Annotated in this window: 15 protein-coding genes; 7 read left to right on the top strand and 8 right to left on the bottom strand. The window is 64.7% G+C overall.

The window, feature by feature from the left end; all coding sequences use genetic code 11:
- Nucleotides 1-110: 110 nt before the first annotated feature.
- The 5 genes from WS92_RS18845 to WS92_RS18830 all read left to right on the top strand — a co-directional run bounded on the left by WS92_RS18845 (nt 111) and on the right by WS92_RS18830 (nt 8,501).
- Complete coding sequence (locus WS92_RS18845) at nt 111-1,928, top strand: N-6 DNA methylase (RefSeq protein ID WP_059663151.1); 1,818 nt, start codon at nt 111-113, stop codon at nt 1,926-1,928.
- Nucleotides 1,925-3,205, top strand: a complete 1,281-nt coding sequence (locus WS92_RS18840) for a restriction endonuclease subunit S (RefSeq protein WP_059929638.1) — start codon at nt 1,925-1,927, stop codon at nt 3,203-3,205. Before WS92_RS18845 ends, WS92_RS18840 begins: the two co-directional genes overlap by 4 nt.
- The gene (locus tag WS92_RS18835) at nt 3,202-6,144 is read left to right on the top strand and encodes a type I restriction endonuclease subunit R (RefSeq protein WP_059929640.1); all 2,943 of its coding nucleotides are present in this window, start codon (nt 3,202-3,204) and stop codon (nt 6,142-6,144) included. Before WS92_RS18840 ends, WS92_RS18835 begins: the two co-directional genes overlap by 4 nt.
- Nucleotides 6,141-6,467, top strand: a complete 327-nt coding sequence (locus WS92_RS32660) for a M48 metallopeptidase family protein (RefSeq protein ID WP_082743535.1) — start codon at nt 6,141-6,143, stop codon at nt 6,465-6,467. Before WS92_RS18835 ends, WS92_RS32660 begins: the two co-directional genes overlap by 4 nt.
- A gap of 870 nt (nt 6,468-7,337) precedes the next feature.
- Nucleotides 7,338-8,501, top strand: coding sequence for a glycoside hydrolase family 53 protein (locus WS92_RS18830; RefSeq protein ID WP_059929642.1), 1,164 nt, complete (start codon nt 7,338-7,340; stop codon nt 8,499-8,501).
- 29 nt (nt 8,502-8,530) lie between these two features.
- Here the strand turns inward: WS92_RS18830 and WS92_RS18825 are convergent, their stop codons facing one another.
- From WS92_RS18825 to ugpC, 6 genes are all read right to left on the bottom strand, one after another.
- Nucleotides 8,531-9,844 (bottom strand): sugar efflux transporter, encoded by a 1,314-nt coding sequence (locus tag WS92_RS18825; protein WP_059929737.1) that lies wholly within the window; start codon nt 9,842-9,844, stop codon nt 8,531-8,533.
- 4 nt (nt 9,845-9,848) lie between these two features.
- Nucleotides 9,849-11,819 carry a beta-galactosidase gene (locus WS92_RS18820; RefSeq protein WP_043282667.1) on the bottom strand — a complete coding sequence of 657 codons (1,971 nt, stop codon included), beginning with the start codon at nt 11,817-11,819 and terminating at the stop codon, nt 9,849-9,851.
- A 37-nt stretch (nt 11,820-11,856) separates the two neighbouring features.
- Nucleotides 11,857-12,708, bottom strand: coding sequence for a carbohydrate ABC transporter permease (locus WS92_RS18815; RefSeq protein ID WP_059929645.1), 852 nt, complete (start codon nt 12,706-12,708; stop codon nt 11,857-11,859).
- Between the two features lie 11 nt (nt 12,709-12,719).
- Nucleotides 12,720-13,637 carry a carbohydrate ABC transporter permease gene (locus WS92_RS18810; RefSeq protein ID WP_059929646.1) on the bottom strand — a complete coding sequence of 306 codons (918 nt, stop codon included), beginning with the start codon at nt 13,635-13,637 and terminating at the stop codon, nt 12,720-12,722.
- 95 nt (nt 13,638-13,732) lie between these two features.
- Complete coding sequence (locus WS92_RS18805; RefSeq protein ID WP_059929649.1) at nt 13,733-14,971, bottom strand: ABC transporter substrate-binding protein; 1,239 nt, start codon at nt 14,969-14,971, stop codon at nt 13,733-13,735.
- Between the two features lie 63 nt (nt 14,972-15,034).
- Nucleotides 15,035-16,189 (bottom strand): ABC transporter ATP-binding protein, encoded by a 1,155-nt coding sequence (gene ugpC / locus WS92_RS18800; RefSeq protein WP_009917109.1) that lies wholly within the window; start codon nt 16,187-16,189, stop codon nt 15,035-15,037.
- Between the two features lie 235 nt (nt 16,190-16,424).
- On the opposite strand from ugpC, the gene WS92_RS18795 reads away from it, so the two are divergent.
- Complete coding sequence (locus WS92_RS18795; RefSeq protein ID WP_009917110.1) at nt 16,425-17,438, top strand: LacI family DNA-binding transcriptional regulator; 1,014 nt, start codon at nt 16,425-16,427, stop codon at nt 17,436-17,438.
- A gap of 131 nt (nt 17,439-17,569) precedes the next feature.
- On the opposite strand, the gene WS92_RS18790 is transcribed toward WS92_RS18795, so the two are convergent.
- Together WS92_RS18790 and WS92_RS18785 are read right to left on the bottom strand one after the other, a co-directional pair.
- The gene (locus tag WS92_RS18790) at nt 17,570-17,947 is read right to left on the bottom strand and encodes an outer membrane protein assembly factor BamE (protein WP_006026578.1); all 378 of its coding nucleotides are present in this window, start codon (nt 17,945-17,947) and stop codon (nt 17,570-17,572) included.
- Between the two features lie 44 nt (nt 17,948-17,991).
- Nucleotides 17,992-22,197 (bottom strand): YadA-like family protein, encoded by a 4,206-nt coding sequence (locus WS92_RS18785; RefSeq protein WP_059929651.1) that lies wholly within the window; start codon nt 22,195-22,197, stop codon nt 17,992-17,994.
- On the opposite strand from WS92_RS18785, the gene WS92_RS36700 reads away from it, so the two are divergent.
- Nucleotides 22,181-22,558 carry a hypothetical protein gene (locus WS92_RS36700; RefSeq protein ID WP_231755886.1) on the top strand — a complete coding sequence of 126 codons (378 nt, stop codon included), beginning with the start codon at nt 22,181-22,183 and terminating at the stop codon, nt 22,556-22,558. The genes WS92_RS18785 and WS92_RS36700 overlap by 17 nt on opposite strands.
- The last annotated feature ends 399 nt before the right edge of the window (nt 22,559-22,957 follow it).

Raw genomic sequence — 22,957 nt, 5'->3', positions numbered from 1 at the left:
GCCGTCGTCGCCCACACCGTTACCCGCTGAACGCGCCAAACACGCTGGCCGGCCCGCTACCTCTCAAAAATCACTTGACCCCGGGCCATTTTATAGCAAACATAACAAACATGACAAATCATCTTGAAATTCCTGAGCTCCTTCGGAGCATCCGAGCGCAGCTCAACTTGACCCAGGACGAGCTTGCGACACGTTTGGGCGTCTCTTTCGCCACGGTCAATCGGTGGGAAGGCGGCCTTTCACAACCCCAACGGGCTCCGATGGCCGCGATTCGGGCGCTCGCACAGGAGGCACAACTGGAAAATACACCGGCATCCGTCGCGAACAACAACACGCCTGCCCGCCGTCGCGGTCGAGGGATGACGGCGACTCCCACGACCAAACCGATGGAACAAATGCTGTGGGACGCTGCCTGCTCGATCCGTGGCGAGAAGGACGCAGCAAAGTTCAAGGATTATCTGCTGCCGCTGCTGTTCCTGAAACGCCTGTCTGACGTGTTCGATGACGAGATCGAGCGTCTGGCCGAGGAATATGGTGATCGCACTACAGCATTGGAGATTGCTGAGTCAGATCACTCGCTCCTTCGCTTCTACCTGCCATCGGAATCGCGCTGGGCTGTTATCAGCGGACGTGAGGCCTACGAATGGCCGCTTGACGAGCGGCGGCGCCCAACCGCACCCAAGGATATCGGGGAGCATCTAACCAAGGCCGTGCGTGCGGTGGTCAAGCAGAATCCATCGCTCTCCGGCGTGATCGATGTTGTCGACTTCGGCGCCGAGCGCAACGGCGAGCGCGACATCAACCCCGCCAAGCTGCGCGGCGTGGTGGAGACCTTCTCCGATCCGCGCTACCGCCTGGGACTGGCGGATGTACAGCCGGACTTCCTGGGGCGCGCCTACGAATATCTGCTGCGCAAGTTCGCTGAGGGATCAGGCCAGAGTGCCGGCGAATTCTTCACACCAACCGAGGTGGGCTTCCTGATGGCCCACATCATGCGACCGAAGCCCGGCGAAACGTGTCATGACTATGCATGCGGCTCGGCGGGATTGCTCATCAAACTGCAGCTCGTCGCCCGAGAACTTGACCCGATTAGTAAGGTGCCGTTGAAGCTTTCCGGTCAGGAACTCCAAGCCGAGAGTTACGCCGTCGCGCAGATGAACGCGATCATCCACGACATGGAGGTGGAACTCGCACGTGGCGACACAATGATCAATCCCAAATTCCGGAATAGCGACAGCACGATTCGCCAACACGACATCGTCGTCGCCAATCCGATGTGGAATCAGCCGTTCGCGTCTGATCTGTTCGCCAACGACCCGTTCGATCGCTTCCGCACTGCCGGTGGTATTACCAATGGCAAAGGCGACTGGGCCTGGCTACAACACGCGCTTGCCTGCGTGGACGACGACGGCCGGGCGGCCGTGGTGCTTGATACCGGCGCCGTCACGCGCGGCTCGGGTTCGAAAAATGATGACAAAGAGCGAAACATTCGCAAGTGGTTCGTCGACCGCGACTTGATCGACGGCGTGATCCTCTTGCCCGAAAACCTCTTTTACAACACCACGGCTGCCGGCGTGATCGTGGTGCTGCGCAAGAACAAGCCATCCGATCGGCGCGACAAGATCGTCTTACTCAACGCAAGCAAGCGCTTCAGGAAAGGGCGACCCAAAAACTACCTGCCCGAGGAAGACCTTCGATCGCTCGCAGCGATGTATCTCAAGAGCGAGCCCGTCGAGGGCGAGCTAACCGTCATCACCAGACAACAGGCCGAGGAGGCGGACTATAACCTCAGCCCAGGACGTTGGGTCGCGCAAGGCGGCAACGCGGATCATCGACCCATCAAGAGCATCGTCACAGACATGCTGGCGCTCGATGAGATGGCCAGGGAGATCGACCAAACACTAGCAAAGTTGCTCGCTCCGCTATGATGAACTCGAACTGGAAATGGCGCCCCTTGGGCGAGCTGTTTGACATTGCCGCGGGAAAGACAATGTCGGCCGCCGCACGCGCGGGCATTGACAAAGTACCCTTTCTGCGCACGTCAAATGTGCTCTGGGACGAGATCGATCTAACGGAGGTCGACGAAATGTCGATCTCTGAAGACGAACTGGTGGACAAGAGCGTTAAGGCAGGCGATCTGCTGGTTTGCGAAGGCGGAGAGATCGGTCGCGCGGCCGTATGGGATGGGAGCGTGCCGATAATGTCGTTCCAGAACCACCTCCACCGCCTACGCCCAATTCACGATGACATCGACGCGCGGTTCTACGTTTACTTCCTGCAGAGTGCGTTCACGCAATTGGGTATCTTTGAAGGTGTGGGCAACAAGACGACGATCCCCAACCTTTCGCGCAACCGGCTCGCGTCACTGGATGTTCCCCACCCACCGCTAGTAGAGCAACGGTCGATTGCGCAGTCGCTGGCCAAGGTGCGCGAGGCAATCACTATTCACGACAAGGCGACCTCGACCGCATGGGAACTGAAACAAGCAGTGATGAACGACCTGTTCGCGCGCGGCCTGCGCGGCGCAGCACAGAAGGAGACCGAGCTCTGTGTAATGCCAGAAAATTGGGATGCAGTGCGTCTTGGCCAAATTTGTGCCCTTAGCACGGGAACAACACCTGCAACAAAAGACAAACACTACTATGAAGGTGAAATCCCATTCATCAAAACCGCTGACATCGTCAACAACCGAATCTCTACAGCAAACACCTTCATTTCTCAACAAGCTGTTGATGACTACAGTCTGAAACTCTTCCCACCTGGCACTATATTGATGGCAATGTATGGTCAGGGTAAAACAAGAGGTCAGGTGTCGTTGCTGGAGATCGCTGCTGCTACAACACAAAATGCGGCCGCGATTCAGCCATCGAATGCGATGGACTCTACGTTTCTTTGGCACTACTTGATGAGCTGCTATGAGCGGCTCCGTGGCATGGGCTCCCTCGGACACGTTTCGCACCTGAACCTTGGGTACCTTCGCGATCTGGTTGTCGTAATGCCACCCTTGGCAGAACAAAAAGAAATTGCGGAAATTCTCAACGCCCTCGACCGGAAGATTGATCTGCACCACAAGAAGCGGACAGTGCTTGAAGAGATCTTCCAGGCCATGCTGCACAAATTGATGACGGGCGAAATTCGGGTCGACGAACTGGATCTGTCAGTGCCCTTAAGCGCCGAGGCCGATTTCAAGGAAGTCGCAGCATGAGTAACCTCAAGATCAGCGAAGCGGGCACGGTGCAGTTCCCGATGGTGAAGCACGCCGTCGAAATCGGCTGGACACCCATCACACCGGAGGACGCTCGCATCAAGCGAGGTGGTGATGCTGGAACGTTCTTCCGCGATGTACTGGAAGCCAAGATCGCGACTTTCAACCCGTGGCTCACCACGGACGCGGTGCGCTCCGTTGTGGAAACGCTGGACGCGCTGCCAGCCAGCATCGAGGGCAACCGTGAGCTGCTGTCATGGTTGCGCGGCGAACGGCAGTGGTACGACGAGGCAGAGAAGCGCCATCACGCCGTGATGCTGATCGATTTCGAACACGTCACGGATAACGCATTTCATGTGACGTGGGAGTGGAAAATCAAGCCGCCGGCCCGCAAGGGCAACCGGGCCGACGTGATGTTCCTCGTCAACGGCGTCCCAGTGGTCATCGTCGAGCACAAGAACCCGAAGGACGGCGACGGCATCGAGCGCGCGATCAAGCAGTTGCGCCGGTACGAATTAGAAACGCCGGAGCTGCTCGCCACCCCGCAGTTGTTCAACGTCACCCACCTGATCGACTACTGGTACGGTGTGACGTGGAATGCTAATCGGCGCGACATGGCTCGCTGGAAGCAAGCGCCCGAAGAGAGCTATCGCTTCGCTGTGCAGGCATTCTTCGAACGCCATGACTTTCTTCGCACCTTGCAACACTGGATACTGTTTTATGTGCAGGACGGCGAGACCCGCAAATCGGTGCTTCGCCAACACCAGCGCCGGGCCATCGGTGCCATTCTTGATCGCTGCGCCGACCCCGCCAAGACACGGGGCTTGGTGTGGCACACCCAGGGTTCCGGCAAAACGTTCACGCTGCTGACCGCCGCGCGCCTGATCCTCGAAAACAAGCCGCGTTTCGCCAACGCGACAGTGATCCTGGTCGTGGACCGCACCGAACTGGAAGGTCAGCTCAAGGGCTGGGTCGAACGGTTGCTTGGCGAAATGCAACAGGAGGACATCGCCGTTGCCCGTGCGAAGAACAAGGCCGAGCTGCAATCCCTGCTGGACGCCGATTTCCGCGGCCTGATCATCTCGATGATCCACAAATTCGAAGCGATCCGCAAAGACAGTTGCCCGCGCGACAATGTGTATGTCTTCATCGACGAAGCGCACCGTTCGGTCGCCAAGGATCTTGGCACCTACATGATGGCTGCGGTGCCCAAGGCGACCATCATCGGCTTTACCGGCACACCCATCGATCGCACCTCGCAGGGCGAAGGCACATTCAAGATTTTCGGCGCGCAGGACGAACAGCGGTATCTGGATAAATACTCGATTGCCGAGAGCATCGCCGACGAGACGACGCTGCCCATCAAGCACGTGATGGCACCCAGTGAGATGACGGTGCCCGTCGACCAATTGGACAAGGAGTTCTTCGCATTGGCCGAGAGTGAGGGCGTCACCGACGTGGAAGAGCTCAACAAGGTGCTCGACCGTGCGGTGGGGCTACGCACCTTCCTCACGGCCGATGATCGCATCGAGAAGGTGGCCGCGTTCGTGGCCGAGCATTTCCAGGAGAACGTACTGCCGCAGGGCTACAAGGCCTTCGTCGTAGCGGTGAACCGGGAAGCCTGCGCCAAGTACAAGAAGGCGCTGGACCAGCTGTTGCCGCCCGAATGGACGGCGCCCGTCTACACGCAGAATGCAGCCGATGCGGTGGATCGGCCGTTGGTCGCTAAGCTCCAACTTTCGGACGAGCAAGAAGAGCAGGTCCGCCTACTGTTCAAGAAGCCTGCCGAGGACCCCAAGATTCTAATTGTCACGGACAAGCTGCTCACCGGCTACGACGCGCCGCCGCTGTACTGCCTGTACCTCGACAAGCCGATGCGCGACCATGTGCTGCTGCAGTCGATCGCACGCGTAAACCGTCCGTACGTCGACGCCAATGGCGTGCAAAAGCGCGTCGGACTCGTGGTCGACTTCGTGGGGGTGCTGCGTGAGCTGAAGAAGGCCCTGAAATTTGACTCTGACGATGTCAGCGGCGTCATCGAGGACCTCGATGTGCTGCTCGTCGACTTCCAGCAAAAGATCAACCGGGCTGAGAAGGATTACCTCGACGCAGGTGAAGGCGGCGGCGCTGACGAACGCCTCGAGCGTCTCGTCTATGGCCGTTTTCTGGCCCCCGAAGCGCGTAAGGCCTTCTTCGAGGCCTACAAGGAAATCGAGACGCTCTGGGAAATTCTCTCCCCTTCGCCCGAATTGCGCGACCATATCGCAACCTACAAACAGCTTAGTCAATTGTATGCCGCGGTTCGCAACGCCTACGCAGAAAAGGTGGGGTTCGTGGCCGACCTCGCCTACAAGACGCGCCGCTTGATCGAGAGCAGCGCGACGCAAACTGGTTTGGGTCGCCTCACCAAGAGCGTCACCTTCGACGTCCAAACGTTGGAGTCACTGCGCGGCGAAAAGGGTTCGGATGAAGGCAAGGTCTTCAACCTAGTCCGAGGCTTGCAGCAAGAGATTGACGGGAACCCCGCAACCGCCCCAGTGTTGCAGCCGCTCAAAGACCGCGCGGAGCGCATCCTCAAAGACCTGGAGGAGCGCAAGACAACTGGGCTGGCTGCCATGGATATGCTGGCCGCTCTCGCGACGGAAAAAGAAACAGCGCTGAAAGCCGCACGGGACAGCGGACTATCACCGCGAGCCTTTGCAGTTTATTGGGTTCTTCGCTCGGAAGCCTATCTTCAGCAAGCCAGCCTCGATCCGATGGACATCGCCCGCGAAGCGGAGAATCTGCTTGCCCGCTTTCCCAATGCGGCGGCCAACACCGACGAACTGCGGCGTTTCCGCGCCTCGCTCTACAAGCCGCTGCTTGCTTTGTCACAGGAGGATCGCGCCCGGGCCGTCGACTTGATCGTCAAGTTGATCCTGAAGGAGGAGAACAATTGAAGTCGTCGCTTTATCCGAGCGAACAACTTAGGCAACGCGCCCTGGCGTGGTCGGTGAAGCTGCGAGTTCGTCCCCGTGTCATCCGTATTCAGGAAATGAAGCGCAAATGGGGATCGTGCTCGTCAACGGGCATCATCACGCTCGCGATGGATCTCGTCGAGCGAGAGCAAGCGTTTCAAGACTATGTAGTCGTGCACGAGTTGCTTCATCTTCGATACGCCACTCATGGACGTGTGTTCAAGGCACTGATGAGCGCACACGTACCGGGTTGGCAACGGTGGGAGGAAACCGGCCGCAGTAAGGTCACATCACATGCTGGGTGAGGACGGCTCCCGACGACAAGACCCCCTCGCGGGACGCGTTGTATTCGCGGCGGCGCAGCGCTGCGTTTTGGCCGACGACTGCGGGCACCGAGAACGGCCATTCTCACGCCCCTCCAGCACCTGCAGTACCCTTGTGCCTAGGAACCCATGGGGGTTGACCGGATTTTCGGGTGGGAACGGGCTGTTGAAGCGCCCGCGGTTTTGATAGTCGCTTTGCTAGTCGCCAAAGAACAAAAACCCCGCAGAGCCTAGGCTCTGCGGGGTTTCGCCGCCAGTAACTGGCGGAGACGGAGTACATCGTTGTTGTTTTGCCGGCTCCAACATCGCCGACTCGTGCAACTCGACGGCGCTACATTGACGCAATCTGATGTGACCCCTAATACCTTCCCCCGACACAAGTCCAGGCAGCGCCACCATTCGCTAATTCAATCCAGCATCTTTACGTATACACCAGCGTATACAGGCGTAATTTCATTCAAGCAAAATAATCATTATCAATGACTTACCTTACTTATTCGAGTCCTCTCCTGCACCACAAGGCTGTTTAGCGTAGTACAGAGAAGTCCAGAAGACCCCGTAAATCATTGAATTTGCGGGGTTTTTTTATTGCCGCCCAAACCGGAACACGGCAAGCCACGTGCAGACGAGTACGTTTTTGAGTACATCGACATCGAAAGTTCGAGATGACGCCGGGAATGCACGCCCTGTCGTGCTTCGCCAGATAGTAGGCAACGCATGCGTTCTTTGCATGCGCGCCAGCGGGTGCGCTACGCTCGATCCGGCCTCGTATCGAGGCTTGAAATTTAAGCGCTTAAAGTCTTGAAGACGACAACTCCTCACCCGACGGGGTCCATCACATGGAGGACGACGATGAACAGACGATCGATGTTGCGCTGGAGCGTTACAACCGCGGCGCTCGCGTGCCTCGACCTGGCCGGCCCGCTGCCGGCCCTCGCGCAACGCACTGCGCGCGGTGCGGCAGCGAGCCCGTTCGCGATAGGCGCCGACGTCTCGACGCTGCCGGAACTCGAAGCCCACGGCGCGAGTTTCTTCGACCGCGGCGGCGCCTCGCGCGACTGCCTGAAGATCCTGCGCGCGCACGGCGTCGACGCGATCCGCATCAAGGTCTGGAACGATCCCGGCAACCCGGACTTCTTCCCCGCGAACCAGAGCGCCGCGGCCGGCTACAACGATGCGGCGCACGCCATCGCGCTCGCGCGACGCGCGGCCGCGCTCGGGATGCGCATCCTGATCGACTTCCACTACAGCGACTGGTGGGCCGATCCGGGCAAGCAATACCCGCCGCATGCGTGGGCCGGCAAGAACCTCGCGGACACCTGCGCGCTGCTGTCCGCATACACGGCCGACGTGCTGCGCTGGCTTGCACGCGCCGGCGTGCGGCCCGAGTGGGTGCAGATCGGCAACGAGATCACGGGCGGCATGCTGTGGCCGCTCGGCCGGTACGATCAGTGGGACAACCTCGCGCAATTGCTGAAGACGGGCCACGACGCGGTGAAGGCCGTCGATCCGCGCATCAAGGTGATGCTGCACATCGACAGCGGCGGCGACAACGGGAAAAGCCGCTGGTGGTTCGACAGCGCGGCGCAGCACGGCGTCGCGTTCGACGTGATCGGCCTGTCGTACTACCCGCAATGGCAAGGCTCGCTCGACGACCTGCGCAACAACGCGAACGATCTCGCGGTGCGCTACGACAAGGAGCTGATCGTCGTGGAGACCGCGTATCCGTGGACCACGAGCGATGGCGATTCGGAGCCGAACTCGATGACGAATACCGGATCGACGACCTTCCAGCCGTCGCCGGCCGGTCAGGCGCAGTTCCTCGCAGCCGTGGTCGACATCGTCAAGGGCGTGCCGGGTAATCGCGGCTCGGGCGTGTTCTGGTGGGAGCCGGAATGGATTCCGACGCCGGGCGTCGGGTGGAAGCTCGGCGCCGGCGATCAATGGGACAACAACACGCTGTTCGACTTCCACGGCCATGCGCTGTCGTCGCTCGACGCATTCCGGCGACGCTGACCTGCCGCCGCACGGGCGCGCGCTGCGCGTCAGTGCGGTGCGTCGAAGCGGCTGCGCGGCCGTTCCGACGCATCTGTCGCACTTGTCTCACGTGTCGCGCCGGCCCGCGGATCGCGCGCATCGTAACCGAGCAGCGCGAGCGCCACGAGTGCGAGCGCGCCGCAATTCGCGAACGTCGCGCGATAGCCGAACAGGTCGACGAATGCGCCCGACAGCACACCCGCGACGATCGAGCCGACACGCGCCGTACTGAAGAACATCGCGGTCGCTGTGCCGGAACGTGTCGGCATCAGGTCGCATACGCGCGTCATGCCGAGGCACGACGTGATCGCGACCACGCACGCGCTCAGCAGTTGCAGCGGCAGGATCGCCTCGACGCGCGTCACCGCCGCGAGCCCCGCGAAATACGCCGCATGCACGGCCGCGCAACCCGTCAGCCAGCGCGCCTTGTCCAGCCGCGTGGAACGGACGCCGAGCCACAGCATCATCGGGATCTCGAGCAGCGCGGCGAGGCCGAGCGCAGCCGACACGTTCGTCGGCGTGCCGCCCAGCCCGCGCACGATATATAGCGGCAGCACGATCATCGTCGCGTTCGCCGCGAGGCCGATCAGCATGAGCGCGGCGAGCGTGCGCAGCACGACCGCACGCGGCGCGACCGCGCCCGGTGCCGCATCGACCGACTGCGCCGGATCGCCGCCGGCTGCGCTCGTCATGGCGGACCTGCCCGCTTCGGCCGCCGCCGGGCGGCGCGTGGGCTCCGGAATGCGCGCGACGATCACCGCGCACGCGACAAACCCGGCGGAGGCCGCGAGAAAGAGCCCGGTGAAGCCCGTCTGCGCGAGTATCAGCGCGCCGAGCGCCGGGCCGAACACCCAGGCGACCGACAACATCGTACGCAGCGCGGCCAAGGCCAGCTCGCGCTGCGCGTCGCTGTCGGCCGGCAGCACCGCACGCGCGAACGAGAAGATCTGCGACAGCGACACGGCGCCCGCGCCGAGCAGGATCGTGCCGGCTGCGATCACGGGCATGGGCGCGCGCAGCACGCACAGCAGCGCGAACCCGAGCGCGGCGGCCGCGAGCGACACGACGAGCAGCGGCCGGTGGCGATCGCGGCGATCGGACCAGCGGCCGGCCCACGTACTCGCGACGACTCCGCTCGCCGCGATCAGCGTCATGAACACGCCCGCGAGGAACGGCGACATTGCGGCCGCCTCGACGCCGAACAGCGACAGGTACGGCGCGGTAAACGACATCGCGACGCCCAGCATCAGCGCCGCGGCGGACAGCGGAACAAAATGCGCAATCCCGGCCAGCCCCGCGAAACGCGATCGCAGCGCCCGCATCGCGTCAGTCCGGCTCGACCCATGCGGCGACATCGACCGCGCCGAGCTCCGGCCCGCCGACCACGAAGCGCGCACCGGCCGGCGCGGACAGCGTGCACGGCGCGTCGCCGTAGTTGAGCGCGAACACGACGCGCCCGCGGCGACGCAGTCTCAGGCCGTCGGGCAGCGCCGCCGCCGGCAATCCGGCGTCGCGCGCGCAGCGGCCGACGATCGTACGCAACAACGCACGATCGAAGCACGCGGTCGCCATCGTCACGTGAGCACGCCGCACCAGCGCCGGCACGCCGTCGTCGAACGTCGCGAGCACGTCGACTCCGGCCGCCGCATCCGCGTCGACGTGATCGCGCCATTTCACCGCGTGGCCATCGACGCCGTCGAACGCGACACGCGGCGCAAGCGACGGCCGCAACGATTCGACCTGTGCGATCCGCATCGGCAGCACGTCGCGCAGCTTGCCGGGCGCAAGTCCCGGCACGATCGAGAAGTCGGCCGTGCGCGAGCCCGTGCGCGGCCCGAACAGCCAGTGCGTGCCGCCGCGCGCGACCTGGGCGGCAACACGGTCCGGAACGACCGGCAGCGTCGGCGCGACCGCCAGCGCATAACGCGACACGTCGGCATCGGCCGCGACGATGTCGACGTCGAGCCCCAGCTCACGCAGCGCGCGATACCAGTCGAACGCGTGCTGTTGATAGTCGAAATCGACGCCGTGCGGCTGGATCCGGATCATCCAGTCGGCCTCGTAGTCGAACAGCAGCGCGACGCGCGCCGGAGCGGCTGCGCCCTCGACCAGCGCGCGGTCGAATGCCGCAAGCTCGCGCGCAACGCGCGCCGCTTCATGCCCGCCCGCCGACAGCCGGTCGTCGGGTGCGTTCAGGCCCGAATGCAGTTGCTCCTGCGCGTGCGGATACTGCCGCCAGCGGAAATACGATACAAGCTCCGCGCCGTGCGCGAACGCTTCCCACGTCCACAGCCGCACCGCGCCGGCATGCGGTACCGGATTGTGCGGCCCCCAGTTGACGGGCCCAGCCTGTTGCTCCATCACCCACATCCGGCCGTTGCCGACCCCGCGATACAGGTCGTGCGAAAACGCCGACACGTCGGGGTGGCCCGTGCGGGCCCAGCGATGCTTGTCCTGCTCGTCGAGTGGCAGCACTTCGGTGCGCGGCACCGGGTAGCTGTCCCACGCGGCGACATCGAGACCGCCGCGCGCGAACGCATAGTGATCGAATTCGGTGAAAAAGCCCATGAAGTTGTGCAGCACGTCGCGCCCCGGCGCATGCGCGCGGATCGCATCGACCTGCACCGCATGAAAACGCGCGACCTCGTCCGACTGAAAGCGCCGGAAGTCGAGCACGTGCGCGGGATTCGCGTCGGTCGGCGTATGGCGCGGCAGTTCGATCTCGTCGAAGCTGCGATATTCCATGCTCCAGAACACGTTGCCCCACGCGCGGTTCAACGCGCCGACGTCGCCGTAGCGCGCGGCGAGCCACGCGCGAAAACCCGCCAGCGCCGCGCGCGTATAGCTCGGCAGCGTGTTGTGGCAGCCGAGCTCGTTGTCGGTCTGCCACGCGATCACGGCCGGATGCGTGCCGTAGCGCCGCGCCATCGCGCCGACGATCCGCACGCAATGCTCGCGATAGACGGGGCTCGAGATGTCGTAGTGGCGACGCGAACCGAACTGCCAGGCGGCGCCGTCCGCGCCGACCGGCAGGATCTCCGGATGACGGTCGACGAGCCATTTCGGCGGCGCGGCCGTCGGCGTGCCGAGCACGATCTTCAACTGCCGGCGCGCGAGCGTGTCGATCGCTTCGTCGAGCCACGCCCAGTCGTAGCGGCCAGGCTCCGGCTCCATCCGGCTCCACGCGAATTCGGCGATTCGCACACGGCTCAGGCCCAGTTCGGCCATCCGCCGAGCATCGCTGTCCCATTGTTCGCGCGGCCAGTGTTCGGGGTAGTAGCAAACGCCGAGGTGCATCATGGATTCCCTGCAGGAAGAAAGAGGATTGGACGGATCAGCCCTTGGTCGCGCCGAACGTGAGCCCCGCGACGAAGTGCTTCTGCATCGCGAAGAACATCAGGACCGACGGCAGCGCGGCGAGCACCGAGCCGGCCGACACGATGTTCCAGGCGGTCGTCCACTGCCCCTTGAGCGCGGCGACGCCGACGGTGATCGGCGCCGCGTCGTCGCCTTGCGTGAGGCACAGTGCCCAGAAGTAGTCGTTCCACACGAACGTGAAGACGAGGATCGCGAGTGCCGCGAGCGCCGGCCGCACGAGCGGCAGCACGACGCGCCGGTAGATCGCCCACTCGGACGCGCCTTCGACGCGCGCGGCCTCGATCAGCTCGAACGGCAGCTCGCGGATGAAGTTGCGCAGGAACAGCGTGCAGAAGCCGGTCTGGAACGCGGTATGGAACAGCACGAGCGCCCACACGGTGTTGTAGAGGCCGACGCCTAGCATGATCTGCCGCACCGGAATCATCAGGATCTGGATCGGCACGAAATTGCCGGCGACGAACAACCCGAGCAGCACGAGGTTGCCGCGGAACCGGTAGTTCGCGAGCGCATGACCCGCCAGCGACGCAAGCAGGATCGACGCGGCGACCGACGGCACCGTGATCAGGATGCTGTTCGCGAAGTAGTGGAGCATCGGCGTCTGCGTGAGCGCGGTGCCGTAGTTGTCGAACAATGCGAACTGCTTCGGCCAGCTCCAGTAATGACCGGCCATGATCTCGTCGGTCGAGCGGACCGACGTGACGAGCACCGCGAGCAGCGGCACGAGCCACAGCGCGAGCGCGCACGGCAGCGACAACCGGTACAGCCAGCGGGCAGGACGTCCCCAGCGGGACACGGGCATCGGGTACATGTTGGCGATCCTTATGATTCCACGCGCACCAGCTTGCGCAGTTGCCACACGATATAGACGAGCATGATCGCGAACAGCACGACCGCGATCGCGGCCGAATAGCCTTCGCGGTAATACTTGATCGCCTGGTCGACCATGAAGTACGCGAGCACGGTCGAGCTGTCGAACGGGCCGCCGCCCGTCATCACGGAGATCAGGTCGAAGCTGCGCAGTGCGCCGATCACGGTCAGCACCACCGCCATGAAGGTGGCGGGCCGCAACTGCGGCAGGATCACGTGCCACAGCAGCGTGAAGCCGCGCGCGCCTTCCATCCGCGCCGCCTCGACGATTTCGCCGTTGATGCCGGTCAGCCCGGTCAGATAGAGGATCATGCAGAACGGAACCTGCGGCCACAGCGCGGCGGCGATCACGCCGTAGGTTGCATAGCGCGGATCGCCGAGCACCGGAATGCCGTGCCCGACGATGAGCTTGAGCAGCCCGAAGGTCGGGTCGTAGAACCACGAGAACACGAGGCCGACGACCACGCCCGGCAGCACGAACGGCGCGAAGAACAGCGACTTGACGAGCCGGATCCCGAACACGTTCTGGTTCAGGTACAGCGCGAGCGCGAGGCCGAGCGGCGGCGCGGCGAGGAACAGCGCGAGCCACAGCACGTTGTTCTTCAGCGCGACGTAGAACGTATCGGACTGCAGCAGCTCGCGATAGTTGTCGAGCCCCGCGTACGTCATCGGCGTCATCCCATCCCAGTGATGAAAGCTCAGCCAGATGCTGCTGACGATCGGATACAGCACGAACATGGTGAAGAGCGCGAAACCCGGCAGCACGAACAGCAGCGCCGCGCGGCGGCGCCGGCGCGCGAGCGACGCACGTGCATGCCGCCGCGGACCGGCCTCGCAGCGCGCGGCACTTTCGGACAGGCTGGTTGACATGAGATGACCTTCGACGAAACGGACGAAACGGACGCAACGGGCGTGACGGTGACAACGAAGCACCGGACCGGCGCAGCCGGCCCGGCCCTGCTGCGCTACTTCCGGTAGATGCGCTTGCGGGTCTGCTCGAGACGCTGCAGGATCGCATCGAGCTGCGTCGGGTCGGACAGGAACTGCTGCATCGCCTTCATCCCCTCGTCCGCCATTTCCTTCGTCATGTCGCGATCGTAGAACTGCGCGATGCCGCCCGGCGTCGCCGCGAGCGTGCGGAAGCCGATCTTCGAGATCGGGTCCTGCGGCTCGGGCGCCTTGTTGTTCGACGGCAACTGTCCCATGCCCTTCGCGAACTCGCCACTGATCGCGGGTTGCCCCATGAACGCGAGCAGGCGGCGCGCATCCGTCTTGTTGCGGGCTTTCGCCGGGACGATCAGCACATTGACCGGGCCGTCCTCGGCAAGCGGCACCGACGCGTCGAGCACCGGGAAGCGGAAAAAGCTGATCGGGTTGCGCGTTGCGCTCAGCAGGCCGGCCGAATACCAGGTGCCCATCAGCGTCATCGCGGCCTGACCGTTGACGATCAGCGGGCTCAGCGAATCGACGTCGTAGGACAGCGCGTTGTCGATGAAATACTTGTCGTCGATCAGCTTCTTCCATGCCGCGTACACGGCGCGCACGCGCGGATCGGTATAAGCGACGTCGCCCGCCATCAGCTTCTGGTGGAACGCATAGCCGTTGATCCGCAAGTCGAGGTAGTCGAACCACGCGGCCAGCGTCCATGCATCGCGCGCAGCCACCGCGATCGGTGCAATGCCCGCCGCCCTCAGCTTGCGACAGGCGTCGAGAAACTGCGCCCAGTCGGCCGGCTCGCCATGAATGCCCGCCTTCTCGAACAGATCCTTGCGGTAGAACAGGCCGTACGCGTCATAGCCGAGCGGCAGACTGTAGAGCTTGCCGCCGTATGTCGACGACTGCTTCACGGCCGCATACGTGTCATTCCAGCCGTTCTTCTGCCAGTCCGCGCTCAGGTCCTCGATCAGCCCGCGCTTCGCGAAATACGCGAGCCGCTCGCCGTTGTTCCAGCTCAGCACGTCGGGCGGATCGGTCGCGAGCCAGCCGGACATCTGCACCTTGTACGCCTCCTCGCCGACGTAGCTGACCTTCAGGTCGATGTCCGGATTCGCCTTGTGGAACTGGTCGAACACCGCTTGCCACGTCGCGCGCTGGTTGCCGCGCGCGGCGACGTTCACCTTCAACGTGCCCGCGTCGGCCGTTGCCGCGGCGAACGCAGCGGCAGTCGTCAGGGCAAGCAGCAGTCGGCTCGCACGAAGTCTCATCGTTGTCTCCTGGTATTGGTGTGATGGGTGCCGCGCCGCGCGCGGCGGATCGGCGCGGCGCCGCTACGCGAACGCCGCTTCGGCGTGTGCGGCCGGCAACGCGATGCCGGCCTCGTCGAACAGGTGGCAGCACGACGGCGGCACGCGGAACGCGCGGCGCTCGCCGCGCCGCAACGCGACCTGGCCCGGCAATTTCGAGAGCAGCGGTACGCCGTCCGGCTGGTCGAGATGCACGTACGCCGCTTCGCCCAGTTGCTCGACGAGCGCGACGTCGCGGACGATCGCGGGCATATCGGTGTCACCGGACGGCGCGACCGCAAGATGCTCGGGACGGACCCCCAGCGTCACGCGCGCGCCGCTGCCGGTATGGCGCGGCAATGGACGATCGCGCAACGTCAGCGTCTCGCCGGTGCTGTCCAGACGCAGGCGGCATCCGTGTGCATCACTCGATACGACGGCCGCCGGCAGGAAATTCATCCGCGGCGAGCCGATAAAGCCCGCGACGAAGCGGTTGGCCGGCCGGTGATACAGCTCGAGCGGCGCGCCGGCCTGCGCGATGCTGCCGAAGCGCGCGACGTCGTCGCCCGCGTGCAGCAGCACGATCCGGTCGGCCAGCGTCATCGCCTCGATCTGGTCGTGCGTCACGTAGACGGAGCTCGATTGCGTGAAGCGTGCATGCAGGCGCGCGATCTCGACACGCGTCTGCCCGCGCAGCGTCGCGTCGAGATTCGACAGCGGCTCGTCGAACAGGAACACACGTGGCTCGCGCACGATCGCGCGGCCGATCGCGACGCGCTGCCTCTGGCCGCCCGACAGTGCCTTCGGCTTGCGCTCGAGCACCGTGTCGAGCTGCAGCACGCGCGCGGCCTCGGTCACGCGGCGGCGGATCTCGTCCTTCGGCACGCCGGCGATGCGCAACCCGAAACCGATGTTGTCGAACACGGTCATGTGCGGAAACAGCGCATAGCTCTGGAACACCATCGCGACGCCGCGCTCGGCAGGCGGCGTGTCGTTCATTCGTGTGCCGCCGATCTGCAGTTCGCCTTCGCTCACGTCCTCGAGCCCGGCAATCATCCGCAACAGCGTGGATTTGCCGCAGCCCGACGGACCGAGAAACACGCAGAACTCGTGCGACGCGATCTCGAGGTTCACGTTGCGCAGCACCGGCGCATGGTCGCCGTAGCGCTTCGAGACATCCTTCAATGAAATGGCGGTCATCGCACTCTCCTCTCCTGAATCACACGCGTCGAATCCATAGATTTAAACGCTTAAATTTTGATGGTGCGATCAGCCCGCTTCGCCGTACCATGTCGTCTCCTTCATGTGATGCGTTCAGAAATTAGCGTATCGCCTGTCTCTGCGCAACTTGTGGGACGCACTCCCAGAATATGAGCAAACACGCCCCCTCTTCATCCTTCCCGCACGACGCTGCCCGACCGGCCGGAGGCCTCGCATGGTGACGCTCGCGCAAGTCGCGCGGCGCGCGAACGTCACCGCGGCGACAGTTTCGAACGTGCTGCGGAATCCGCAGAAGGTGAAGCCGGCGACCGTCGAACGCGTGATGGCGGCGATTCGCGAACTCGGCTATCGACCGAACCTCACCGCGCGCGCGCTCGCCGAGGGCCGCACGTCGACACTCGCGCTGATGCTGTCGAACATCACGAACCCGTTCTATCCGGAGTTCGTGCTCGCCGCGGAGCGCGAGGCGCGCAAACGCGGCCATTATCTGCTGGTGTCCAACACCGACGACGATCCGGCGATCACGCGCAATTATCTCGAGCGGATCGCCGGCACGCTGGCGGCCGGCGCGATCGTGATGAACACCGACCTCGCCGAGGCCGAACTCGCCGACATCGCGCGCCGCGGGGCGGCGATCGTGCTGTGCATGTGGGAGCATGTGCACGCGTCGCGCACACTGCCCTGCGTGACCGTCGATTTCGCGGCGGCGGGTGCGCTCGCCGCCGCGCACCTGTCCGAGCTGCGGCATCGCGCATTCGGCGCACTCGTCGGCAAGGGCTCGGGCGGCCCGCAGTCGTTGCGGCTGCGCGGTTTTGCCGACGAACTCGCAGCTCGCGGCCATCCGGTGGATGCGCTGACGACCGTGTCGACGCACGATTCGATCGAAGGCGGTTACGAAGCGGCCGCCGCGCTGCTCCGGGCGAAGCCCGACCTCACCGCGCTGTTCGCGACCAACGACCTGATGGCGATCGGCGCGATGCAGGCGGCCGCCGATCTCGGCCGGCGCGTGCCGGCCGACCTGTCGGTCGTCGGCATGACGGATATCCAGCTCGCGCACCAGTTCCGCCCCGCGCTGACGACGGTCCGATTCCCGACGTCACTGATCGCCGCGCGCGCGATTGCACTGACGCTCGACATGATCGACGGCTTCGAGCCGGCCGCGGCCGTGCATACGATCGGTGCGCCGGAGCTGGTCGTGCGGGAGTCGACGGGTGCGGCGCGGGGTTGAAGCCGCCCGGCAGGCGCCGCGGCGCCGGGCGGCGACGCCGGTCTGGCGCGGTAAAGCGGCGGCGGGCGCCGAGCGACTCAGGACATCGGCGCCCGCAAGCGGCCCGAAGGCCGGTCAGACGGCGTCGGCCTTCATGCTCCCTTCCCGCCGAACGCCTCACACTCCGCCTTGTCCCACCGCGTCTTCACGACGCGGTTGTCCGAATCGAACTGAACCTGATACCGGCAGGTCTCGACCTTTCCAGCATGACGGAACTGGAACAGGTAGTTCCACGTCCGCACATGGAAAATCCACTCGTGGAAATGCGGCGGCCCGAGCAGTTCGTACAACTGGTTCTTCGTCACGCCCGGCTGGACCTGCGCGAGGTTCGCGAGATTCGGATACGTGCCCTCGGGCAGCGTGGCCGCATCGGGCGACGGGAACGGCGGATCGCCCTGCTGCGTGGCGCATCCGGTCAGGCCGGCGGCGAGCAGGGCCGCGGCCGCGAACTTTGCAAGATTTGCGTTCATGTTTGCCATTGTCTGAATGGAAGGGAAACGGCGCGGGCCGCGGCTCACCACTGATATCCGGCACCGACCACCGCGCCGTACGTGCCGCGCGTGTTGGTCGAGACGGCCGCCTTGTAGATCCAGTGGTTGTTCTCCGAAATCGTCGAAATGCCCAGCGCCTGTCCCGACTGGCCGCGATACACGCTGCCGGCCAGCGCGACCATGCTCTTGCCGGGGCCGGACGGTTGCGGCAGGCCGGCCACGGCCATCGCCGTCGCCGTGCCGCCGTCCGCATCGCGGCGGTAGCTGTCGAGGCTGTTGCGCAGGCTGGCGACCTGGCCGTCCGTATAGCTGTTCGCCTGCGCCAGCGTATTGGCGACGCTGGCGTTCAACTGGTTCACGTTGACCGCATCGGTCCCCTGCGTACCGGCCGCGACGTTGACGACCTGGCGCGCCGAATTCGCCGAGCCGACCGCGACGACGTCCGACCGCCCGCCGTCGTTACTGCCCGTGCCGATCGCGGCCGAATTGCTGCCCGTCGCGGTGGACCCGACGCCGATCGCGGTCGATCCGTTGCCGGACGCCAGCGCCCCGTTGCCGACCGCCGTGCTGTTCGAACCCGATGCGACCGCACCCGAGCCGCCCGCCGACGAGTTCGACCCGGTCGAGCCCGGCGGCACGTTCGTGCTGCTCGGATTCGTCGTGTACGAACCACCGAGGTTCGACGTGCGCTGGTTGATCAACGTCGTCAGTTGGCTGGCGACCGAATCGAGCTGCGACACGTTTACCGCATCGGTGCCGTTTTTCCCTGCGGCGAGACCTGTGATCTGCCGGTTGCCGACGTTGACCTCGCCGGCCGAGGACTGCGGGCTGCTCAGGCCGTACGCGATGTAGTTCGTCAGCGCGCCGACCGTGGTCAGCGAACCCGCGCCGAGCGCGACGCTGTTCGCGAACGTCGCCGATGCGCCTGCGCCGAGCGCGAGCGCGTCGGTCGCATTGCTGCGCGCACCCGAGCCGAGCGCGACGCTGCCCACACTGACCGCGACCGCGTTGGCGCCCTGCGCGACCGACTGCGCGCCCGTCGCCGTCGCGCCGCTGCCGAGCGCGATCGCGTCGGCCTGCGCGGAACTCGCGGCCTGGCCGATCGCGACGCCGCCCGGCGCGGTCGCATCGACGATCGCGCCGTTGCCGATGCCCACGCCGTTATCGCCGTTGACGACCGTCGTGGGCCCCACCGCAACCGATTCCGCGCCGACCGCGAGCGAATCCCCGGACGTCGAGTTCGCATGGAAATACTTCTGGCCCGTCACCGCGAACGACTGTAACGCGCCGGCCAGTTGCCGCACGGTCACCGCATCCTGCTGCCCGGTGCCGTCCGCGACGTTGGTGATCTGGCGATAGGTCTTGCTGGTCGCGTCGCCGACCGATACCGCGCCGAGCAGCGTCTGGTCGGTCGTGTCGAACGGAATCGACGCGCTGCCGTTGCGGATGATGCCCGAGGCCGGCACCGTCGCGCGGTCGGCCACCGAACCGGCGCCGAGTGCGATGCTGCCATCCACCTTCGATACCGCGTTCGGGCCGATCGCGACACTGTCGACGCCAATCGCCTGGCTGTCCGGCGCGGTCGAGTTCGCATGAAAATACTTGATTCCGTGTGCGTTGATGTTGTCGATCGCCGAACCGACGTTGTTGTTGATCGTCGTCGAGCCGTCGCCGTTGTACGTCACGTACGACGGCGCCGAAATCGTTCCGGTCGTCGGATCGTAGGCGGCCCCGCCGCCGATCGCGCCCGCCGTGCTGTTGCCCAGATTGTTGTTGTTCGTCGCGATCGAGCTGAGACCGGTCGACAGCGAACTGATGCCCGTCGACGTCGCGGAGGACAGCGACGTCAGGTTGCTGTTCGTGCTCGACAGGCCGGTGGACAGCGAGCCGACGATCGTCGACGTCGCGGTCGACAGCGACGTGATCGAACTCGTCGTCGAGCTAAGGCCGGTGGACAGCGAACCGATGCTCGTCGACGTCGCGGTCGACAGCGACGTCACACTGCTGTTCGTCGTGCTCAGGCCGGTCGACAGCGAAACGACGCCGGTGGACAGCGAACCGACGATCGTCGACGTCGCGGTCGACAGCGACGTCACACTGCTGTTCGTCGTGCTCAGGCCGGTCGACAGCGAAACGACGCCGGTGGACAGCGAACCGACGATCGTCGACGTCGCGGTCGACAGCGACGTGATCGAACTGTTCGTGCTCGACAGGCCGGTGGACAGCGAGATGATGCCCGTCGACGTCGCCGTGGACAGCGAGGTGATCGTGCTGTTGGTCGAGCTCAAACTGGTCGACAGCGAGCCGACGACCGTCGACGTGGACGTGGACAGCGACGTCACTGAACTGTTCGTCGAACTCAGGCCCGTCGACAACGAACCGACGACCGTCGACGTCGCCGTGGACAGCGAGGTGATCGTGCTGTTGGTCGAGCTCAGCCCCGTCGACAACGACGACACGCCGGTCGACAACGACGTGACGCTCGACGCCGTCGACGTCGACAGCGAATTGACCGCCTGGTTCGTCGCATCGAGCTGCGAACCGTTGATCGCGTCCGTGCTCGCCGAACTGATGCGCCCGGCCGCGACGTTGGTGATCTGGCGCTCGGTGCCCGACGCGCCGACGCTGACGACGCTGGTCGGCGTCGTGCCCTTGAAGTTGTACGTGACGCCGCCGATCATCGCGCTTGCCGTCGGATTCGGCGCGGCGGTCGTCGAACCGGAGCCAAGCGCGACATCGCCCGCGTTGTTCGCCACAGCCGACGCGCCGAACGCCACCGCGCCCGCCGCCGCCGCGGTCGACGTATTGCCGAGCGCGATCGAGCCAGTGCCTTGCGCGTTGTTCGTATTGCCGATCGCCACCGCGCCGTCGCCGTTCGCCGTGTTGTTCGAGCCGGCGGTGACCGCGCCGGTGCCGATCGCGGTGCTCGGATCGCCGATCGCCACCGCGCCGTTGCCGCTCGCCGTCTGACCTTCGCCGAGCGCGACGGCGCCGGTGCCGCTCAGCACCTTCGAGTTGTTGCCGCCGGCGATCGAGCCGGCGCCTGCTGCGGCGGCGACCGAGTTGGTGTCGCCGATGGCGACGGTGGAGCCCGCCGCCGCCACGCTGTTGATGCCGATCGCCGTCGCATTCACGGCCGATGCGGTCGCACCGGAACCCAGCGCGGTCCCCGATATGCCGGTCGCGAGCGCGAGATTGCCGAGCGCGACGCCGAACTCCTGTGTCGCGTTCGACTGCACGCCCATCGCGATCGAACTGATGCCCGACGCGTTCGCGCCCAGGCCGTATGCCATCGCCTGATCGGCACTGGCCGTCGTGCTCGAACCCAGTGCGATCGAACTGATGCCGAGCGACTGCGTGCCCGATCCGGGCACGCCGGCGGTGCCGCCCCAGCCGATCGCGATCGACGACGTGCCCTTCGCGCCGCTGTTGACGCCCATCGCGACGCCGGAATTCCCGGAAGCCAGCGCGCCGCTGCCGACCGCCACGCCGGCCGCGCCGGAACTCGTCGCCTGGTTGCCGAGCGCGACCGTTCCGGTATCGGTGGCATGCGACGCATAGCCGAGCGCGACGCTTTGAGCTCCGGACGCAATCGACCCGAGACCGAGCGCGGCTGCATATTGGCCGGAGGCCAGCGCATTGTTCCCGAGCCCGATGGCGGAAACGCCGGTCGCGGAAGCGCCGCTGCCGATCGCCACCGTGCCGCTTTGGGTCGCACTCGTAAGGTTGCCGATGGAAACCGAGTAGTCGCCGTTAGCGATAGCCTGCACGCCGAGCGACGCGCTATTAACGCCGTTCGCCTGCGCGTTGATACCGACAGCGGTAGACCCGCTGCCTGTCGCGTGCGCACCTGGGCCCAACGCCGTGGCGGAAACACCCGTCGCCGTCGACAGGTTGCCAAACGCGGTGGCATTCTCCTGCGTGGCAATCGAACCGAGGCCGATCGATATGGAACTGGGGCCGCCAGTGGCGGAACCGCCATCCTGCGAATACTGCGCATGAGCGCCTGTCTGGAACAACCCGAGATACGCAGACGCCGTCAGCACGGCCAGCCGCCGCCGCGACATCAGCGAAGGCGTTCCCGCGCTTGCCCCGGTCCCCGTGTTCGTGGCGGGCGTCGACGCGCTCCGCGACGATGCGACACGCTTGCCGCGTGCCCGATCATGCTCCGACGCTGCAACCCAGGCCCCCAATGCTTCGTTCCAGATCGACTTGAACGACTTGTTCATCTTGTCTTCCCTCGGTTCCCATGTGCTGGATGACGCAACAGCGAACGCGGCGGCCGGCAAAAAACGCACCCTTTCCGTTTTCGCCCGCCTCGCGACGCCCCGTTATTTGATTCGCATTACCAATAAAACTGACGAACAGCGCTGCCCGACACTCACGATGAATATCGCGATCACGCGACCGCACGCCGCCCGTGCCCTTCGGCACGATGCGCGACGGCGATCGCCGGTTATCGGATCATGGAAGTCGACGTCGCCGCCGAAACGGCGGCGCGATGCGCAGCGCGCCGCAAAAAGACGCACGCGTGCGCCGTCGCGCCGAACGAAGGGCGACCTCGAATCTCATGGGAAAGCGGCGTTCTGACGCCGGATGGACGGTTGCCGGCCCGCACCGCAGGCGGCCCGTCATGTTTCATTCGGGAGGAGGATGAAGTCGTTCAGTCCCCGGGGCTGAAGCATGCGTCGCCGGATCGCTGACGCTGACAGCCGACCCCGGTTCGAGCGAACCGGTGCCCTGACCTGCCATGCTTGTCGTGCTCATATTTATCGTGCCCGCCTGATTCGATAGAGCGCCACGCGCGACCGCCCCCGAATGGATCGAACTGCCGGCGGCCAACGCGAAGTCACTCACTCTTTCCGTTCGACTACCGGACGAACTTTCCGGATTTCCGGAAAAATCGATGGCTTGCCGAACGACCCCTGCACCGAATTAATTGCTTGAATTTCCTCGACAATTTCTTCTTGCTAGACGCTCATATCTTTA

Origin of the sequence: Burkholderia sp. MSMB1588 (assembly GCF_001546925.1) — a bacterium.
Lineage (GTDB): Bacteria > Pseudomonadota > Gammaproteobacteria > Burkholderiales > Burkholderiaceae > Burkholderia > Burkholderia humptydooensis.
Note: the sequence above shows the minus strand (reverse complement) of the source record. Positions and strands in the feature narration are given on the sequence as shown.

Bases quoted from the DNA above. Each gene is read 5' to 3' on its own strand.
- WS92_RS18825 (WP_059929737.1), bottom strand. From the start codon at position 9,844: ATGCGGGCGCTGCGATCGCGTTTCGCGGGGCTGGCCGGGATTGCGCAT.
- WS92_RS18790 (WP_006026578.1), bottom strand. From the start codon at position 17,947: ATGAACGCAAATCTTGCAAAGTTCGCGGCCGCGGCCCTGCTCGCCGCC.
- WS92_RS18820 (WP_043282667.1), bottom strand. From the start codon at position 11,819: ATGCACCTCGGCGTTTGCTACTACCCCGAACACTGGCCGCGCGAACAA.
- WS92_RS18810 (WP_059929646.1), bottom strand. From the start codon at position 13,637: ATGTCAACCAGCCTGTCCGAAAGTGCCGCGCGCTGCGAGGCCGGTCCG.
- WS92_RS18815 (WP_059929645.1), bottom strand. From the start codon at position 12,708: ATGTACCCGATGCCCGTGTCCCGCTGGGGACGTCCTGCCCGCTGGCTG.
- WS92_RS18805 (WP_059929649.1), bottom strand. From the start codon at position 14,971: ATGAGACTTCGTGCGAGCCGACTGCTGCTTGCCCTGACGACTGCCGCT.
- WS92_RS18840 (WP_059929638.1), top strand. From the start codon at position 1,925: ATGATGAACTCGAACTGGAAATGGCGCCCCTTGGGCGAGCTGTTTGAC.
- WS92_RS18795 (WP_009917110.1), top strand. From the start codon at position 16,425: ATGGTGACGCTCGCGCAAGTCGCGCGGCGCGCGAACGTCACCGCGGCG.
- ugpC (WP_009917109.1), bottom strand. From the start codon at position 16,189: ATGACCGCCATTTCATTGAAGGATGTCTCGAAGCGCTACGGCGACCAT.
- WS92_RS18830 (WP_059929642.1), top strand. From the start codon at position 7,338: ATGAACAGACGATCGATGTTGCGCTGGAGCGTTACAACCGCGGCGCTC.
- WS92_RS18835 (WP_059929640.1), top strand. From the start codon at position 3,202: ATGAGTAACCTCAAGATCAGCGAAGCGGGCACGGTGCAGTTCCCGATG.
- WS92_RS18785 (WP_059929651.1), bottom strand. From the start codon at position 22,197: ATGAACAAGTCGTTCAAGTCGATCTGGAACGAAGCATTGGGGGCCTGG.
- WS92_RS18845 (WP_059663151.1), top strand. From the start codon at position 111: ATGACAAATCATCTTGAAATTCCTGAGCTCCTTCGGAGCATCCGAGCG.